This is a genomic window from Proteus sp. TJ1640 (genome assembly GCF_003144445.1).
GTDB lineage: Bacteria > Pseudomonadota > Gammaproteobacteria > Enterobacterales > Enterobacteriaceae > Proteus > Proteus penneri.
In genome coordinates this window covers 1-838 of the sequence record NZ_PENY01000002.1, presented here as the reverse complement: position 1 = coordinate 838, position 838 = coordinate 1, and the positions used below count along the sequence as shown (strand labels likewise).

At 36.2% G+C, this 838-nt stretch carries 1 protein-coding gene; it reads right to left on the bottom strand.

What is annotated here, in order from left to right:
• Positions 1-45 precede the first annotated feature (45 nt).
• A partial coding sequence (locus DK861_RS01090) for a flagellin (RefSeq protein ID WP_109399012.1) occupies positions 46-838 on the bottom strand: 793 nt, incomplete at its 5' end.

Sequence of the window (838 nt, the reverse complement as noted above, 5' to 3'; positions counted from 1 at the left end):
TTAAAAATAAATTAATTCGAAATATAAAAGCAAATAACGCCGTGATTATCTTAAAAGTGATAATACGTTTTGAGGAATTTGATTTGCTTGAGCAAGCACAGAAGTCCCTGCTTGTTGCAGTATTTGACCTTTACTCATATTAGACACTTCTGTCGCATAATCAGCGTCTTCTATACGGCTACGTGATGCGGTCAGATTATTAACAGTGTTACCTAAGTTAGCAATGGTTGAATCTAAACGGTTTTGCACGGCTCCCATGGCACTGCGTAGGCTATCGACCTGAGCAAGTGCATCATCGAGTCCTTTTAATGGTGCATCGTTAATTGTTGGCGTAGTTGTAGTTGTAGGTGTAATTTCTGCACCTTTCGTTAAAGTTACTTTACCACCAAGAAATTTATGGTTAGCTTTATCAACTGCTGCAGATTCATCCAGTTGAGCTTGATAAGTTTTGATATCACCATTTTTATCTTTGACTTCTATTGTCAGACTGGTTTTATCTTCTTTACCATTTGCATCCACTGCATAATAGACACCTTCTAATGATTCATTACTTTTCGCTAAACTTGCTTTTAATGATGAGGTATCAATATCAATATCTTTCAATATAGGTGGAGTATCTCCATCGGATACCGAAACAACACTCGTTGAGCTACCATGTAATTTTTCCGGCTTTGCAGAAAGATCTAATTTATCAATACCCAATGTAGTGGCATCCATTTTTTTCAGATTAACACTGATTTGTTCTTTATCATGCGCGCCCACTTGTAAATTTAATGTGCTGTCTTCACTTAACACTTTTACGCCATTAAATTGTGTTTGTTCAGAAATACGATTAATT